The following is a 16,021-nucleotide window of genomic DNA, read 5'->3' as shown; positions in this document are numbered from 1 at the left end:
GCACCGCCGCGACCGGCCGCCTCCCCATTCCAGACCAGAACAAGCAGGGCGACCGATGAGCCTCATCGCCACCCTGGGCGCCATCGAGATCGGACTGGTGTTCGCTCTCGTGGCGCTCGGCGTCTACATCACCTTCCGCGTGCTCGACTTTCCCGACCTCACGGTCGACGGCACCTTGCCGCTCGGCGCCGCCGTCGCGGCGGCGATGATCGCGGGCGGCGTCAACCCCGTCTTCGCCACGCTGGCGGCGATCGTCGCCGGCTGCCTCGCCGGCACCGTCACCGCCTGGCTCAACATCCGCTTCGCCATCCTGCATCTCCTCGCCGGCATCCTCACGATGACCGCGCTGTTCTCGATCAATCTGCGGGTGATGGGCGTGCCCAACATCCCGCTGATGAACCGGCCGACGGTGATCGACCTCTTCGCCTGGCTGAATCCGCTCGTCGCCGCCCTCGGGCTGCCCGGCCGCCCGACCCTGCGCGTGCTCGCCTTGCTGATCATCGTCGTCGTGATCGGCGCCCTGCTCGCCCGTTTCCTCAAGACCGAGTTCGGCCTCGCCATGCGCGCGACCGGCGCCAATCCGCGCATGGCGCGGGCGCAGGGCATCCGCACCGACATGCACATCTATGTCGGCGTCGCCCTCTCCAACGGCCTCGTCGCGCTCGCCGGCGCCCTGTTCGCGCAGACGGCCGGCTTCGCCGATGTCAGCATCGGCACCGGCACCATCATCGCCGGCCTCGCCGCCGTCATCCTCGGCGAAACGATCTTCCGCTCGCGCTCGATCGTCGTCGCCGTGTTCTCCTGCCTGATCGGTGCCATCGCCTACCGGCTCGCCATCGCGCTGGCCCTGAATGCCGGCTGGCTCGGGCTGCGCGCTTCGGACCTCAACCTCGTCACGGCCGTGCTGGTCGGCATCGCGCTCATGCTGCCGAGCGTCGCCAATCCGCTGCGCGGAATCTTCAGGCGGAGCGCACCATGATCAGCGTCCGGGACGTCCATGTCACTTTCGGCCGCGGCACGCCGCTGGAGAACCGGGCGCTGCGCGGCCTCGATCTGAGCGTCGCCGACGGCGAGTTCATCACCGTCATCGGCTCGAACGGCGCCGGCAAGTCGACCCTGCTCAACGTCCTCAGCGGCGACGCGAGGGCCGAGCGCGGCACGGTCGAAGTCGACGGTATCGACGTGACCCGCTGGCCGACGCCGAAGCGGGCCAGCCTGATCGCGCGCGTCTTCCAGGACCCGATGGCCGGTACCTGCGAGCGCCTGACCATCGAGGAGAACATGGCGCTGGCGCAGGCGCGCGGCCGCGCCCGCGGCCTCGGCGCAGCGCTCGACAAGCCACGTCGGGCCCTGTTTCGGGACAGGCTGGCGATGCTGGGGCTCGGCCTCGAGAACCGTCTCGGCGATTCCATGGGCCTGCTATCGGGCGGGCAGCGCCAGGCGGTCAGCCTCTTGATGTCGACGCTGGCGGGCACCAGGACCCTGCTGCTCGACGAGCATACCGCCGCGCTCGACCCGCGCACGGCGGCCTTCGTGCTCGACCTGACCCGGCGCATCGTCGAGGAACAGAAGCTGACCGCGCTGATGGTCACCCATTCGATGCGCGACGCGCTCGACCATGGCAGCCGCACCGTGATGCTGCACGAGGGCAAGATCGTCTTCGACATCGCCGGCGAGCGCCGCAAGGCGATGGACGTGCCGGACCTCTTACGCCTGTTCAAGCAGGTCCGCGGCGAGGAGCTCTCCGACGACAGCCTGCTGCTGAGCTGAGGCTTCATCCGTCATTCCAGGGCGCCGCAAAGCGGCGAGCTCGGAACCCATGACCACGACGCTGTTCCAGTTCGTCATGCTCGCCCTTGTGGCGAGCATCCATGTCTTGAACACCGCATTGCGCGAAGGAAGACGTGGATGGTCGGGACAAGCCCGACCATGACGGAAACAGCGGTGTTCATGGTTTCCGGGCTCAGGCCTCCGGCCTGCCCCGGAATGACAGCGGATAAGCTCAGGCCCGGATCTTCACATTCCGTGCCAGGAAATCGATGAAGGCGCGCATCCGTGCCGGCACGAAGCCGCCCTGCCCGAGATAGACGGCGTGGATCGCCTCGGTGTCGCCGGGGTTGAAGTCGTCGAGCACCGTGACGAGCCGGCCTGCGGCGATCTCGGCCTCGACATGGAAGCGCCCGAGCCTTGCGAGGCCGATGCCGGCGACGGCGAGCTGGCGCGCGATCTCGCCATCGCCGACCAGAAGATTGCCGACCGCTGCGACCGAGGTCAGCTCGCCGTCGACTCGGAAGGGCCAGCCCTCGACCGAGCGGGCGAAATTGAAGCCGATCAGATTGTGCTTCTCGAGCTCGGCCGGCGTCTTCGGCTCGCCATGGCGGGCGAGATAAGCGGGCGACGCGATGACGGCGACGCCGCTCTCGCCGATCTTGCGCGCCATCAGCTGGTTGCCTCGCAGGGGGCCGGGCGCGACCCGGATCGCGATGTCGGCCCGCTCCTCCAGCAGATCGACGACCTGGTCGGTCAGGACGAGATCGAGCGAGAGCTCGGGATGCTCGGCCAGGAAGGCCGGCACCAGCGGCAGCAGCACATGGTTGCCGAAGGCGACGTTCGCATTGACGCGCACCCGCCCGCGCGGCGCCCGCCCGGCCGCCGCCTCGCATTCCGCCTCGGCGATGTCGGAGAGGATGGTGACGCAACGCTGGTGGAAGGCCTGGCCCTCCGCGGTCAATTGCAGCTTGCGCGTCGAGCGGTTGACCAGCCGGGCGCCGAGCCGGGCCTCCAGCCGCGTCACCAGCTTGCTGACCGCCGACGGGCTCAGGCCGAAGACCTTGGCGGCGGCGGAGAAGCCGCCGCGCTCGACCACGGCCGCGAACACCTCCATCTCGCCGGAGCGGTTGCTGAGCAGGGCTGCCATGGTGAACTCAAGTCACAAGTGATGTTACGGACGGCATTCTAGTTCAATCCGCTGCATTGCACCATCTGGCAGGCTCCACCTCTGGCGCGGAGCCTGCCATGCCCATTGCCGTCTATGCCCTCACCGCCGGTGCCTTCGGCATCGGCACCACCGAATTCGTCATCATGGGCCTGTTGCTGCAGGTCGCCGGCGACCTGCAGGTCTCGGTCGCGACGGCCGGTCTCCTGATTTCCGGCTATGCGCTCGGCGTCTTCGTCGGCGCGCCCGTGCTCACGCTCGCCACCCGCAAGCTGCCGCGCAAGCAGGTGCTGATCCTGCTGATGGCCATCTTCACCCTCGGCAACATCGCCTGCGCGCTGGCGCCGAGCTACGGCCTGCTGATGGCGGCCCGCATCGTCACCTCGCTCGCGCACGGCACTTTCTTCGGCGTCGGCTCGGTCGTCGCGACCAGCCTCGTCCCCGAGGACAGGAAGGCCTCGGCCATCGCCGTGATGTTCACCGGCCTCACAATCGCGACCCTGCTCGGCGTTCCCGCCGGCGCCTGGCTCGGCCTGCATTTCGGCTGGCGCGCCACCTTCTGGACCATCGCCGCGATCGGCGTCGTCGCCATGCTGGTGCTGGCCCGCTTCGTCCCGGCCGACAGAGGCGCCGTGGAGGTCGCCCCGCTGCGTCGGGAACTCGCGACGCTCACCGACCCGCAGGTCCTGCTCGGCCTCGCCATGACCGTGCTCGGCTTCGGCGGCGTCTTTGCGGTCTTCACCTATATCCAGCCGATCCTGGTCGAGATCACCGGCTTTCCGCAGGAGGCGGTCTCGCCGATCCTGCTGCTGTTCGGCCTCGGCCTCATCGTCGGCAACATGCTCGGCGGCAAGCTCGCCGACCGCAACCTGCCCGTCGCCCTGCTCGCGACCACCGCCGCCCTGTCGATCGTCCTCTTCGCCATGACGGCGACGCTGCGCTCGCCGGTCGCGGTCACGATCTTCGTCGGCCTGATCGGCGCCGCCGCCTTCGCCACCGTCGCGCCCTTGCAGATGCGCGTGCTCGACAAGGCCGGCCCCGCCGGGCGCAACCTCGCCTCAAGCCTCAACATCGCCGCCTTCAATCTCGGCAATGCCCTCGGCGCCTGGCTCGGCGGCGTCACCATCGACCATGGGCCGGGGCTCGCCGCGGTGACCTGGGTCGCCGCCCTGGTGCCGCTGGCGAGCCTCGCGCTGGCGCTGATCAGCCTGCGCCTCGACAAGCGCGGGCGGGTAGCGCTCCAGACCGTTCCCGCCTCCTGTTCATAAGCAAGGATTCGCAACGGCTTCGGAGAAGGAATTCAATCATGGACTACAGATATCTCGGCCGCTCCGGCCTCAAGGTTCCCGCCCTCAGCTTCGGCGCCGGCACCTTCGGCGGCCAGGGCCCGCTCTTCGGTGCCTGGGGCACCAGCGACGCCAGGGAGGCGACCCGCCTCGTCGACATCTGCCTCGAGGCCGGCGTCACCCTGTTCGACACCGCCGACGTCTATTCGAACGGCGCCTCCGAGGAGGTGCTCGGCGCCGCGATCAAGGGCCGGCGCGACAAGGTCCTGATCTCGACCAAGCTGAGCCTGCCGATGGGCGATGGCCCGAACGAGGCCGGCTCCTCGCGCAGTCGCCTGATCGACGGCACCGAGGCTGCGCTGCGCCGGCTCGGCAGCGATCATATCGACCTGCTCCAGCTCCACGCCTTCGACGCCTTCACGCCGGTCGAAGAGGTGCTCTCGACGCTCGACGCGCTGGTTCGCGCCGGCAAGGTCCGCCAGGTCGGCGTCTCCAACTTCGCCGGCTGGCAATTGATGAAGTCGCTCGCGCTCGCCGAGAAGCATGGCTTCCCGCGCTATGTCGCCCATCAGGTCTATTATTCGCTGGTCGGCCGCGACTACGAGTTCGACCTGATGCCGCTCGGCCTCGACCAGGGCGTCGGGGCGCTCGTCTGGAGCCCGCTCGGCTGGGGCCGGCTCACCGGCAGGATCAGGCGCGGCCAGCCGCTGCCGGAGGGCAGCCGCCTGCACCAGACCGCTGATTTCGGCCCGCCGGTCGACGACGAAAAGCTCTACGCCGTCGTCGACGTGCTCGACGATCTCGCCGAGGAGACCGGCAGGACCGTGCCGCAGCTCGCGATCAACTGGCTGCTGCAGCGCCCGAGCGTCGCCTCCGTGATCATCGGCGCACGCAACGAGACGCAATTGCGCGACAATCTCGGTGCGATCGGCTGGACCCTGGACAAGGAGCAGATCGCCCGGCTGGACGCCGTGAGCGCGACGGTGCCGCCCTACCCGGCCTTCCCCTATCATCGCCAGGACGGCTTCGCCCGGCTCAACCCGCCGGCGGTGTGATACGCCAAACCGGTCTTCGGTCATCCCGGACGCAGCGGAGCGGAGATCCGGGATCCATGCCTGGCCCTTCGTCGATAGGCTCAGGCATGGTCACGGGTCGGGATTCGCCCGCCCGGGATGACTCGGTTGGAACGAAGGTCGACGCCGCTTGATTTTTTCCGCCCGGCCCTGTCGGCTGCCGGCCCGGCCGAACGTCCTTGGCCTGAACCGGAGCGCTGCGCATGCATTACGCCATCCTTTGCTATCACTCCGAAGAGGTCGTCACGGCCTGGACGAAGGAGCAGAACGACGAGGTCATGGGGCGCCTCGAAAAGGTGCGCCAGCGCCTCGCCGGGGAGGGCAAGCTCGGCCCGGTCGCGCGGCTGCTGCCGACCACGGCCGCGACCACGTTGCGCAAGGACCGCGACCCGCCGCTCATCCTCGACGGCCCCTTCGCCGAGACCAAGGAGCAGTTCCTCGGCTTCTACATCGTCGACGTCGCCGATCTCGACGAGGCGCTCGGCATCGCGCGCGAGCTCGGCGAGGCCAATCCGGGCGGCGCTTTCGAGATCCGCCCGCTCGCCGTCTACTATCCGGCCGGGGTCTGATCATGGCCGAGATCGCCTGGATCCATGCGGCGCTGACCTCGGCCCGCCCCCAGGCGGTCAGCGCCCTGCTGCGCTATTTCCGCGATCTCGATATCGCCGAGGAGGCCTATCAGGAGGCCTGCCTCAGGGCGCTGCGGACCTGGCCGCAGAACGGCCCGCCGCGCGATCCCGCCGCCTGGCTGATCTTCGTCGGCCGCAATGTCGCGCTCGACCAGGTCAGGCGGCAGAAGAAGCAGGAGGCTCTGCCGGACGAGGACAAGCTCTCCGATCTCGGCGACGCCGAGAGCGAGGTCGCCGAGCGGCTCGACGGCGGCCATTACCGCGACGACATCCTGCGCCTGCTGTTCATCTGCTGCCACCCCGACCTACCGGCGACACAACAGGTCGCATTGGCGCTGCGTATCGTCTCGGGCCTCAGCGTCAAGCAGATCGCCCGCGCCTTCCTCGTCGGCGAGAGCGCGATGGAGCAGCGCATCACTCGCGCCAAGGCCCGGGTCGCCGCCGCCGACGTGCCCTTCGAGACGCCCGGCCCGGTCGAGCGGGCCGAGCGCCTCGCCGCCGTGGCGGCGATGCTCTATCTCGTCTTCAACGAGGGCTACTCGGCGAGCGGGGCCGAGGCCGATCGCCGCCGCCCCTTCAGCGAGGAGGCGATCAGGCTCACGCGGTTGCTGCTGCGCCTGTTCCGGACCGAGCCGGAGATCATGGGATTGCTGGCGCTGATGCTGCTGCAGCATGCCCGCGCCCCGGCGAGGCTCGACGCCGACGGCCAGATCGTCCTGCTCGAAGACCAGGATCGCTCGCTCTGGGATGGCGCGGCGATCGCCGAGGGGTTGGCGCTGGTCGACAAGGCGATGCGCCATCGCCGGCCCGGCCCCTACCAGCTCCAGGCCGCCATCGCCGGCGTCCATGCCCGCGCCGCGCACCCGGACGAGACCGACTGGGGCCAGATCGACCTGCTCTACGCCACGCTGGAGCACATGCAGCCCTCGCCGGTGATCACGCTCAATCGCGCCGTCGCGGTCGCCAAGCTGCGCGGGCCGCAGGCCGCCCTGGCGATGGTGGAGCCGCTGGAGCAGCCGCTCGCGGGCTATTTCCACTTCTTCGGCCTCAAGGGCGGGCTGCTGATGCAGCTCGGCCGCGGCCAGGAGGCGCGCACCGCCTTCGACCGCGCCATCGCGCTCGCGGGCTCGGCCAGCGAAGCCGCCCATATCCGCCAGCACATCGACCGGCTGATGCGCGAGAGCGGCCAGGCCGTCGCCGGCTGAACCGCGACGAAGACCACGAGGCCAACCGACAGCCGGCGGGCGACGGCGCGAAAAAATTTTCCAGACGCCTGTCGGATGGCCCGGGATGCGAACGTCCTTGCAGCGGACGGGCGGAAACCGCCCCGAAGCGCCCGCGAGGAGTAAAGCCATGCTCGCCCTTATCGCCATCGCCGTGCTCGCCATCGTCGCCGGCGTCCTCATTGTCGCCGCACGCAAGCCCGAAGTCTTCGAGGTCAGCCGCTCCGCGACCATCCGGGCGACGCCGGAGCGGATCTTCGCCCTGCTCGCCGATTTCCGCGAATGGGGCGCCTGGTCGCCCTATGAGAAGAAGGACCCGGCGATGAAGCGCAGCTTCAACGGCGCGACCTCCGGGGTCGGCGCGGTCTACGCCTTCGACGGCAACGGCCAGGTCGGCAGCGGCGAGCTCGCCATCGTCGAGGTCGAGGCGCCGACGAAGCTCGCCGTGACGCTCGACATGACCCGGCCGATGGCCTGCAGCAACCGGATCACCTTCACCCTCGCCGCGAGCGAAGGCGGCACGCTGGTGACCTGGCGCATGCAGGGGTCCGCCCCGTTCATCGGCAAGCTGATGGGCACGATCTTCAACATGGACCGCATGGTCGGCCGCGATTTCGAGCAGGGCCTCGCCGCCCTCAGGCAGGCGGCCGAACGGCCGCAGCTGGTTGCTGCCGCAGCCTGACCGCAGCGCGTTCGACAGTCCGTTCAAGAGCAGCAAGCAAAGGAGGAAAGCCATGACCAACGCAGCGGAACTCGACAAGCCGCAGGCCGGCGACATGACCGGCTGCATGCCGGCCAAGCCCCAGGCAGAACACGAATGGCTGCATCAGCTCGTCGGCGACTGGACCTATGAGGCCGAATGCCTGATGGGTCCCGACCAGCCGCCGATGAAGTCGACCGGCACCCAGTCCTTCTCGTCCTTCGGCGGGCTCTGGATCGTCGGCGACGGCGCCGGCACCATGCCGGACGGCAGCCCGGCCACCACCCGCATGACGCTCGGCTACGACCCGCAGAAGGAGCGCTATGTCGGCTCCTTCATCGGCTCGATGATGAGCAATCAATGGGTCTACAGCGGCACGCGCGACGCCTCGGGCGCGGTGCTGACGCTCGACACCGAGGGGCCCGACTTCACCAGGCCCGGCAAGACCGCGGCCTATCAGGATATCCTCGAGATCAAGGGTCCGGACCATCACGTCCTGTCCTCGCGCGCCAGGGGCGAGGACGGCGAGTGGGCCCAGTTCATGACGGCGCATTATCGCCGCGTGAAGTAACCTCGTTCGTCGATATCGACGACGAGCTGTCGAGGGCGCGGAGCGACAGCTCCGCGCCCTCGCGCTTGACCCGCGCGCGCGTTCGGGGGCATGTGCAGCCCTGAGAACCGGGTTGGGGACGGCCTCGAGGCGATGCGCATCCTGCTGATCGACAATTACGACAGCTTCACCTGGAACCTGGTCCACCTGATCGGCGGGCTGGGGGCCGGGGTCGACGTGCGCCGCAACGACACGCTCTCGGTCGAGGATGCCCTCGCGGGCGATCACGACGCGATCGTGCTCTCGCCCGGTCCCTGCACCCCGAACGAGGCCGGCATCTGCCTCGATCTCGTGCGCCGCGGCGCCGACAGGAAGCCGATCTTCGGCGTCTGTCTCGGCCTGCAGACGATCGGCCAGGTCTTCGGCGGCGAGGTGGTGCGCGCGCCCCTGCCGATGCATGGCAAGGTCTCGACCATCACGCACCGGGCGCGCGGCCTGTTCCACGGCATCAACGGCCCGTTCGAGGCGACCCGCTATCACTCGCTCGTCGTCCGCAGGGAAAGCTGCCCGGCCGAACTGTCGATCGAGGCCGAATCCGGCGACGGGCTGATCATGGCGCTGTCGCATCGCGAGCTGCCGGTGCATGGGGTGCAGTTCCACCCCGAGAGCATCGCCTCGGAGCATGGGGCGACGATCCTGCGCAATTTCCTCGATCTCGCCGAGCGATGGTCGCGCCAATCCGACAAAGCCGCCCTTTCCGCGACAGCCTGATCGATCGAGTTCCCATGGACGACTTCAAACCCTTCATCGCCAAGGTCGCGACCGGCGCCTCGCTGTCGCGCGAGGAGGCCCGCGACGCATTCGAGGCCATGCTCTCCGGCGAGGTCACCAACGCCCAGGCGGCCGCCTTCCTGATGGCGCTGCGCGTGCGCGGCGAGACCACCGAGGAGATCGCCGGCGCCGTCAGCGCGATGCGGGCGCGCATGCTCCCGGTCGAGGCCCCGGCCGACGCCATCGACATCGTCGGCACCGGCGGCGACGCCTCGGGCTCCTACAATGTCTCGACGCTGGCCTCGATCATCGTCGCCGCCTGCGGCGTGCCGGTCGCCAAGCACGGCAACCGCGCCGCCTCCTCGCGCTCCGGCGCCGCCGACGTGCTGACCGCGCTCGGCGTCAAGGTCGGGCTGGAGCCGGCCGGCATCGAGCGCTGCATCGCACAGGCCGGCGTCGGCTTCATGTTCGCGCCGGCCCACCACGCCTCGATGCGCCATGTCGCGCCGGTGCGCACCGAGCTCGGCACCCGCACCATCTTCAACCTGGTCGGCCCGCTCTCGAACCCGGCCGGCGTCAGGCGGCAGCTGATCGGCGCCTTCTCCGAGACCTGGCTCGAACCCATGGTCGAGGTGCTGCGATCGCTCGGCTCGGAGACGATCTGGGCCGTGCACGGCTCCGACGGGCTCGACGAGATCACCACCACCGGTCCGACCCGCGTCGTCGCGCTCAGGGACGGCAGGATCGAGAGCTTCACCATCGCGCCCGAGGATGTCGGCATCGCCCGCGCGAAGCCCGAGGACCTGCGCGGAGGCGAGCCGGCGCAGAATGCCCAGGCGCTGCAGGACGTGCTCGGCGGCGCGAAGAACGCCTTCCGCGACATCGCCGCCTTCAACGCCGCCGCGGCGCTCGTCGTCGCCGGCAGGGCGGCTGCGCTCGGCGAGGGGCTGGCGCAGGCCTATGCGGTGCTGGACAATGGCAAGGCCAGGGCCGCGCTCGCGACCCTGGTCGCCAGCTCCAATGCGTGAGGCGGTTCATGTCGGACATCCTGAAGCGGATCGAGGCCTATAAGCGCGAGGAGATCGCCGCCGCCCGCCGGGCGGTTCCCCAGGCCGAGATCGAGAAGCGCGCCGCGGCCCAGCCGCCGGCGCGCGACTTCATCAGGGCGCTGGAGGAGAAGCATCGCGCCGGCCGGCCGGCCCTGATCGCCGAGATCAAGAAGGCGTCGCCCTCCAAGGGCCTGATCCGCGCCGATTTCGATCCGCCGGCGCTGGCGCGGGCCTATGCCGAAGGCGGCGCCGCCTGCCTCTCGGTCCTCACCGACACCCCCTCCTTCCAGGGCCGGCCGGAATATCTCGCCGGGGCACGCGCCGCTTCCGGACTGCCGGCCCTGCGCAAGGACTTCATGTTCGAGCCCTACCAGGTGTTCGAGGCGAGGAGCTGGGGCGCCGACTGCGTCCTGATCATCATGGCCTCCCTCGACGACGCCGCCGCGCGCGACCTCGTCGCCACGGCGAAGGCGCTGGGGATGGCGGCGCTCGCCGAGGTCCATGACGAGGCCGAGCTGGAGCGCGCGCTCGCGCTCGACACCCGCCTCGTCGGCATCAACAACCGCGACCTGCGCAGCTTCGAGCTCGACCTCGCCGTCACCGAGCGGCTGGCGCCGCGTGTGCCGAAGGACCGGCTTCTGGTCGGCGAGAGCGGCATCTTCAGCCATGCCGACATCACCCGCCTGCAGGCCTGCGGCGTCGACACCTTCCTGGTCGGCGAGAGCCTGATGCGCCAGGCCGACGTCACGGCCGCGACCCGGCAGCTCCTGACCGGTCAGGCCGCCGAGGTGGCGGCGTGAGCCGCCTCACCCATCTCGACCACAAGGGCGAGGCCCATATGGTCGATGTCGGCGACAAGGCCGAGACCGCGCGGGTCGCCGTCGCCGAAGGCCAGGTCGTGATGCTGCCTGAGACGCTGGCGATCGTCCGCGCCGGCGAGGCCAGGAAGGGCGACGTGCTCGGCACTGCCCGTATCGCCGGCATCATGGCGGCCAAGCGCGCCCATGAGCTGATCCCGCTCTGCCACCCGCTGTTGCTCTCGAAGATCGCGGTCGACCTTGCGATCGACGAAGCGCTGCCGGGCGTGCGCGTCCGTGCCGAGGTCAGGCTCACCGGCAAGACCGGCGTCGAAATGGAAGCGCTCACCGCCGTCAGCGTCGCCTGCCTCACCGTTTACGACATGGTGAAGGCGGTCGACCGCGCCATGCATATCGAGGGCGTCAGGCTCGTGCACAAATCCGGCGGCAAGTCCGGACGCTACGATCTCGCGGGACGCGAAGCGTGAGCCTCACCCCCGTCCCCGTCGCCCTCAGGGCCCTGCTCGACAGCGTGCCCGGCCCGACGCCCGGGGAGATGCTGCCATTGTCGCAATGCGCCGGCCGCGTCCTGGCCGCGGACGTCGCGGCGCTGCGGACCCAGCCGCCCTTCGCCAATTCCGCCATGGACGGCTATGCCGCCCGCGCCGCCGATCTGGAGGCTGGCCAGGAGCTGAGGGTCGTCGGCGAAGCCGCCGCCGGCCGCGGCTTTGCCGGCTCGGTCGGCCCGGGCGAGGCGGTGCGTATCTTCACGGGCGCCCCCATCCCCGACGGCGCCGACGCGATCCTGATCCAGGAAGACGCCGAGGGCGTGGGCGGGCCGCTCATCCGTGTCGCCAGGCCGGCGGGCAAGGGGCAGTTCGTCCGCCCGGCCGGGCTCGATTTCGAGACCGGCGAGGTCCTGCTCGCGGCCGGCCGCCGGCTCGACAGCGCCGCGCTCGGCCTCGCCGCGGCGGCGGGACACCCCGCGCTCGCCGTCCGCCGCAAGCCATTGGTCGCGATCCTCGCCACCGGCGACGAGCTCGTCCTGCCGGGCGAGCCGGTCGGCCCCGACCAGATCGTCGCCTCCAACAGCTTCGCATTGGCGGCGCTGGTCGAGCAGGCCGGTGGCGCCGTGCTCGATCTCGGCATCGCCCGTGACAATCACCCCGACCTCGCCGGCAAGATCGAGGCGGCGCGCCGGGCCGGCGCCGACGTCCTCGTCACGCTCGGCGGCGCCTCGGTCGGCGAGCATGATCTCGTCCAGGCGGCGCTGAAGGCGCAGGGCATGGAACTGGGCTTCTGGAAGATCGCGATGCGTCCGGGCAAGCCGATGATGATGGGCCGGCTCGGCGCCATGGTCGCGCTCGGCCTGCCCGGCAATCCGGTCTCCTCGATCGTCTGCGGCCATCTTTTCGCGATGCCGCTGGTCGAGGCCCTGCTCGGCATCGCCGATCCCGAGCGCGACCGCAGCGAGCCCGCCATCCTCGCTGCCGACCTGCGGGGCAATGACGAGCGCCAGGATTATCTGCGCGCGACCTTCGAGGTGCACGACGGCGAGCGGCGCGTCAGGCCCTTCGCCAAGCAGGACTCCTCGATGCTGGCGAACCTGGCGCGCGCCGAGGCCCTGCTGATCCGCCCCGCCTTCGCCGAGCCGGCCAGGGCCGGCGATCCCTGCCGCGTCATCCGGTTGAGATAGCGATAGCAGACGTCACATCCCGACGGCCTCATCCCGGACAAGCGGCGACGCCGCGCCGATCCGGACTCCATTCCCGAACCTTTATTGGGCAGGCTCCGGAATGGAGCCCGGGTTTCCCTTCGGTCGCCCGGGATGACAATCCTGGGATGGAACAGGCTCTTATCGCATCGATACCCTTGCGGAACACAAGGCGAACGGGTATGGTGTTCGCGCTTTGTTTCGATTCCAGCCCGAGAGGCGAACGGCGCGACCATGCTGACACGCAAACAGTTCGAACTGCTTCGCTTCATCCATGAGCGCCTGCGCGAAACCAGCGTACCGCCCTCCTTCGACGAGATGAAGGACGCGCTCGACCTGCGCTCGAAATCCGGCATCCACCGGCTGATCATGGCGCTGGAGGAGCGCGGCTTCATTCGGCGGCTTCCGAACCGGGCGCGCGCCCTCGAGGTCATCAAGATGCCGGATGGAATCGGCGGACCGCAGGCGCAGCGCGGCCGCTTCAACCCCTCCGTCGTCCAGGGCGGGCTCGGCCAGACCCCGCCGGTGCCGGCGCCCGGCCTGGCGAAGCCGCGCCAGAGCGGCGGCGAGGAGAGCGGGCGCTCCACCGTCTCGATCCCCGTCATGGGCCGCATCGCCGCCGGCACGCCGATCTCGGCGATCCAGGATCGCAGCCACAGCGTATCCCTCCCGGCCGACATGCTCGGCGGCGGCGAGCATTTCGCCCTCGAGGTCCGCGGCGATTCGATGATCGAGGCCGGCATCCTCGACGGCGACACCGTCGTGATCCGCAAGCAGGACTCGGCCAATACCGGCGACATCATCGTCGCCCTGATCGACGATGAGGAGGCGACGCTGAAGCGGCTGCGCAAGCGCGGCTCCTCGATCGCGCTGGAAGCTGCGAACCCCGCCTATGAGACGCGCGTGCTCGGGCCCGACCGGGTCAAGATCCAGGGCCGGCTCGTCAACCTGATGCGGCGCTACTGAAGCGCGTCTGAATCCTGCGCCGGCTCTGCTGTGACCGGAGACGGCGCGGCTGCGGATTGGGTGTCCGGCCGCGTCTCGGGCCGGGCACGGGTCCAGGGGCGCAAGCGCGTGACCTCGTCGGCCGTATAGGCGCGCCAGCCGCCGCGGGCGGCATGATAGGCCGTCGCGCCATCGCGGATCAGCGCGCTGCGGTCGATCAGCCGGGCCGCGCAGGGCGCGCTCCAGTAGAGCGAGGTCACCACGAGATCGGCCCGGCGGCAGTCCTCGACCAGGGCGATACGGTCGCGCGTATAGGCGACGCTGCGGCCATCCGCCAGGCGGATGACGCAGCCGCGGGCGTCGCAGGCCGCCCCCTCGCGTAATGCCGCGTCGTCCGGCGAGCGCGCATCGCCATCGGCGTGCAGCCATTGCGTCAGCACGAAGCGGCTCGGCTTGCCGGCCAGCACCATCTTGCCCTCCGCTCCGCGCACCAGCACGCCCGAGCCGTCGCGCTCGATCAGGATGTCCGGCCGGGACGGCGCCGAGGCCAGCGCCAGCCCGCCGGCCAGCGGCAAGGCGGCGAGGAAACGCAGCGCCGTCGTCCACAGGGTCAGCCAGAGCAGCGCCAGCGAGAACAGGAGCAGCGCCAGCGGGCCGAAGGCCGGCAGCACCAGTGTCGAGCGCTCGATGCCGGCGACCCAGTGCGCGAGCTGGAGCACCAGGCCGGAGGCCCAACCCATCAACGCCCAGGCCGGCCAGTCGAGCCCGAAGGGATAGGCGAGCACGCCGAAGACCGCGGCCGGCATCACCATCAGCGAGACGAAGGGCAGAGCCAGCGCGTTGCCGAGCAGGCCGAACGGGTTGAAGGTCTGGAAATGGTAGACGCCGTAGGGCGCCGTCGCAGCGGTCGCGACCATGGTCGTGGTCAGGATGCCGATGGCGGAGAGCCAGAGCGGCCGCAGCGGCCAGGGCCAGGAGGCCGCGGCCGCATCCGGCGCCCGCTCCTGCCAGCGCTCGGCGAAGGCGATCAGCGCCGCCACCGCTCCGAACGACATCTGGAAGCTCGGCCCGAGCAGCGCCTCCGGCTCGCGCAGCAGCACGATCATCGCCGCGAGCGCGAGGTTGCGCATGCTGAGCGCCGGCCGGTCCACCAGGATCGCGCCCAGCATCACCAGCGTCATGATCAGCGAGCGCTCCGTCGCGACCTCGGCGCCGGAGAAGATGCAATAGGCGGTCGCGCCGAGCATGGCGGCGAGCGCCGCGAGCTTCTTCACCGGCCAGTGCAGCGCCGCCGTCTGCGACAGCGCGAGCAGCGCCCGCGCCAGCCAGAAGATCGTGCCGGCGGCGAGCACCATGTGCAGGCCCGAGATCGAGACGATGTGGTAGATGCCGGCGGCGCGCAGATCGTTGTTGGTCTCCTCGCTGATCAGCCCGCGCTTGCCGGTGACCAGCGCCGCCGCCATCGCCCCCGCCTGCCCGCCTCCGCTGGTCGCGATCCGTTCGGTCAGCCCGTTGCGGGCCTGGTCGATCGCCACGGCGATTGCGAGCCGGCGCGGCATCGGGACCGGCGCCGGCGCGAGCGCGACCTTGCCGGCGATGTTGCCGACGGCGCCGATGCCCTGGAAGAAGGCGTCGCGGGCGAAGTCGTAGCCGCCGGGGCGCGCCGGCCCGGGCGGCGGCAGGAGCCGCGCCGTCGCGCTGATATGGTCGCCGGGCCTCAGCGTCGTCATCGGCGTGCTGACGCGCACCCGCCGCGGCCGCTGCGCCGGCTCGACGCCCGGCAGATCGGTGACCCGGACGACGATGCGCACCCCCTTCTCGCGCTGCTCGAGCGTCTCGACGAAGCCGGTCAGCCTGCCGACATGGTTCCGCGCCAGCGCCGGGCCCGCGACGCTCGCCGTCCTCAAGGTCGCCGCGGCGAAGCCGGCGAAGGTCGCCGCGGCGGCGATGCAGACCGCCGTCACCATGCGGCGCCGGCGCGTCAGCAGCCCGGCCAGCGCGCAAAGCGCCAGGCCGGTCAAGGGCCCGGCCGGGCCCGGCTCGCGGTCGGCGAGGAAATAGAGCAGCACGCCGGCGCCCATGCAGACCGGCAGCCAGTTGAACAGGCGGCGCCGCTCGTGCTCGGTCGCGAGCGCCCGGCGGAGGCGGCCGCCCCATTCGTGCAGCGGAAGGGCCGGGACCAGGGCGACGCGACGCCGGCGCGCCGGCAGCGCCAGCGCGCCGGCACGCACCCGGCTACGGCGCTCGTCCGGCCCGTAGGAGAGCATCCCGTCCCCCCGTCGCAGCCGCGTCGATCGCGCCCCCTCCCCGCAGGAGGCTCTTAACGGCGGCTGGCAAGCCATGTTACAG

16 protein-coding genes are annotated in these 16,021 nt (G+C 70.5%); 14 read left to right on the top strand and 2 right to left on the bottom strand.

The annotated features are described in order from the left end of the window. The first annotated feature begins 55 nt into the window (after window positions 1–55). Together CS1GBM4_RS06355 and CS1GBM4_RS06350 are read left to right on the top strand one after the other, a co-directional pair. Window positions 56–979 carry an ABC transporter permease gene (locus CS1GBM4_RS06355; protein WP_186417853.1) on the top strand — a complete coding sequence of 308 codons (924 nt, stop codon included), beginning with the start codon at window positions 56–58 and terminating at the stop codon, window positions 977–979. Next, complete coding sequence (locus CS1GBM4_RS06350; RefSeq protein ID WP_186417852.1) at window positions 976–1,770, top strand: ABC transporter ATP-binding protein; 795 nt, start codon at window positions 976–978, stop codon at window positions 1,768–1,770. The genes CS1GBM4_RS06355 and CS1GBM4_RS06350 overlap by 4 nt, the downstream gene beginning before the upstream one ends. Window positions 1,771–2,002: 232 nt before the next feature. Here the strand turns inward: CS1GBM4_RS06350 and CS1GBM4_RS06345 are convergent, their stop codons facing one another. Further along, complete coding sequence (locus CS1GBM4_RS06345) at window positions 2,003–2,917, bottom strand: LysR family transcriptional regulator (RefSeq protein ID WP_186417851.1); 915 nt, start codon at window positions 2,915–2,917, stop codon at window positions 2,003–2,005. Between the two features lie 98 nt (window positions 2,918–3,015). Between CS1GBM4_RS06345 and CS1GBM4_RS06340 the strand changes: the two genes are divergently transcribed. The 12 genes from CS1GBM4_RS06340 to lexA all read left to right on the top strand — a co-directional run bounded on the left by CS1GBM4_RS06340 (window position 3,016) and on the right by lexA (window position 13,693). Continuing rightward, entirely contained in the window at window positions 3,016–4,203 is a 1,188-nt protein-coding gene (locus CS1GBM4_RS06340) for an MFS transporter (RefSeq protein ID WP_186417850.1), read from the top strand. 38 nt (window positions 4,204–4,241) lie between these two features. After that, a complete protein-coding gene (locus CS1GBM4_RS06335; RefSeq protein WP_186417849.1) occupies window positions 4,242–5,276 on the top strand; it encodes an aldo/keto reductase in 1,035 nt (344 codons plus the stop codon). A 221-nt stretch (window positions 5,277–5,497) separates the two neighbouring features. After that, window positions 5,498–5,863, top strand: coding sequence for a YciI family protein (locus CS1GBM4_RS06330; protein ID WP_186417848.1), 366 nt, complete (start codon window positions 5,498–5,500; stop codon window positions 5,861–5,863). Window positions 5,864–5,865: 2 nt separating this feature from the next. Further along, window positions 5,866–7,128, top strand: coding sequence for an RNA polymerase sigma factor (locus tag CS1GBM4_RS06325; RefSeq protein WP_186417847.1), 1,263 nt, complete (start codon window positions 5,866–5,868; stop codon window positions 7,126–7,128). 148 nt (window positions 7,129–7,276) lie between these two features. Beyond that, window positions 7,277–7,828, top strand: a complete 552-nt coding sequence (locus tag CS1GBM4_RS06320; protein ID WP_186417846.1) for an SRPBCC family protein — start codon at window positions 7,277–7,279, stop codon at window positions 7,826–7,828. 52 nt (window positions 7,829–7,880) lie between these two features. Then, entirely contained in the window at window positions 7,881–8,417 is a 537-nt protein-coding gene (locus tag CS1GBM4_RS06315) for a DUF1579 domain-containing protein (protein ID WP_244607083.1), read from the top strand. Window positions 8,418–8,507: 90 nt separating this feature from the next. Then, window positions 8,508–9,167, top strand: coding sequence for an aminodeoxychorismate/anthranilate synthase component II (locus tag CS1GBM4_RS06310; protein ID WP_244607082.1), 660 nt, complete (start codon window positions 8,508–8,510; stop codon window positions 9,165–9,167). Between the two features lie 14 nt (window positions 9,168–9,181). After that, window positions 9,182–10,195, top strand: a complete 1,014-nt coding sequence (gene trpD / locus CS1GBM4_RS06305; protein WP_186417845.1) for an anthranilate phosphoribosyltransferase — start codon at window positions 9,182–9,184, stop codon at window positions 10,193–10,195. An 8-nt stretch (window positions 10,196–10,203) separates the two neighbouring features. Then, window positions 10,204–11,016, top strand: a complete 813-nt coding sequence (trpC, locus tag CS1GBM4_RS06300) for an indole-3-glycerol phosphate synthase TrpC (RefSeq protein WP_186417844.1) — start codon at window positions 10,204–10,206, stop codon at window positions 11,014–11,016. Beyond that, window positions 11,013–11,501 (top strand): cyclic pyranopterin monophosphate synthase MoaC, encoded by a 489-nt coding sequence (moaC, locus tag CS1GBM4_RS06295; RefSeq protein ID WP_186417843.1) that lies wholly within the window; start codon window positions 11,013–11,015, stop codon window positions 11,499–11,501. Before trpC ends, moaC begins: the two co-directional genes overlap by 4 nt. Then, the gene (gene glp / locus CS1GBM4_RS06290; RefSeq protein WP_186417842.1) at window positions 11,498–12,709 is read left to right on the top strand and encodes a gephyrin-like molybdotransferase Glp; all 1,212 of its coding nucleotides are present in this window, start codon (window positions 11,498–11,500) and stop codon (window positions 12,707–12,709) included. The genes moaC and glp overlap by 4 nt, the downstream gene beginning before the upstream one ends. Window positions 12,710–12,961: 252 nt before the next feature. After that, a complete protein-coding gene (gene lexA / locus CS1GBM4_RS06285) occupies window positions 12,962–13,693 on the top strand; it encodes a transcriptional repressor LexA (RefSeq protein WP_186417841.1) in 732 nt (243 codons plus the stop codon). Here the strand turns inward: lexA and CS1GBM4_RS06280 are convergent. Further along, window positions 13,687–15,939, bottom strand: coding sequence for a ComEC/Rec2 family competence protein (locus CS1GBM4_RS06280; protein WP_186417840.1), 2,253 nt, complete (start codon window positions 15,937–15,939; stop codon window positions 13,687–13,689). The genes lexA and CS1GBM4_RS06280 overlap by 7 nt on opposite strands. Between the last annotated feature and the right edge of the window lie 82 nt (window positions 15,940–16,021).

It is taken from the genome of Allobosea sp. CS1GBMeth4, assembly GCF_900185715.1.
GTDB lineage: Bacteria > Pseudomonadota > Alphaproteobacteria > Rhizobiales > Beijerinckiaceae > Allobosea.
This window is presented reverse-complemented; position numbering and strand designations above follow the sequence as displayed.